At 34.5% G+C, this 577-nt stretch carries 1 protein-coding gene; it reads left to right on the top strand.

Translation table 11 applies throughout. From position 1 onward, the window contains the following. A partial coding sequence (locus R8N47_RS28925; protein ID WP_412034494.1) for a hypothetical protein occupies positions 1 to 96 on the top strand: 96 nt, incomplete at its 5' end. Positions 97 to 577: the final 481 nt, after the last annotated feature.

A 577-nucleotide genomic window follows, 5' to 3' on the forward strand; every position in this document is an offset into this window, starting at 1 on the left:
CGTTCAGAAGACGACGGTAAACCAAGTGGTTGGACTGCACTTTACGTTGATGGTAAGTGGGAAGTCACTGATAAACGTAAAAAAGCGAAAGCTTAAGCTCAACTTGTAAAATAAAGGCAGCAAATACGCTGCCTTTATTTTTATATCTTCCTGTCTAAGCGGGTTTCCATCTGCTCCTTTCCCTACCGTTTTTAAGCTCTGTTTTCCCACTTTTAGCGATTTGTTTTGTCTGAATCTACAAGTGTCTTTTCTGTAAACAACATTCAGTTGAACTATTCATTTTATATTCACACATTTGTTATATCTTGGTATTTCAAACATGAACTGTAGTTAACGCGTTCGTAAATTGTTTTCACAATGTAATCGCTTACTTGGCCTTGTGTGATCTGGATATCGTCTTGAGCAAGTAACCTTTGTATGCAACACAGAACGGCATATTAAAAATTGTAATTTAGATTCTGGTTGGATAATTTATTACAAAATTAGTGCAATTGTATGCATTTATTTAGCGTCAAAAAATAAGAACAATTTGAATATTTGCATACTGGAAAATGCAATAGCTTTTTTATCTACACTG

It is taken from the genome of Vibrio sp. 2132-1, from assembly GCF_033344315.1.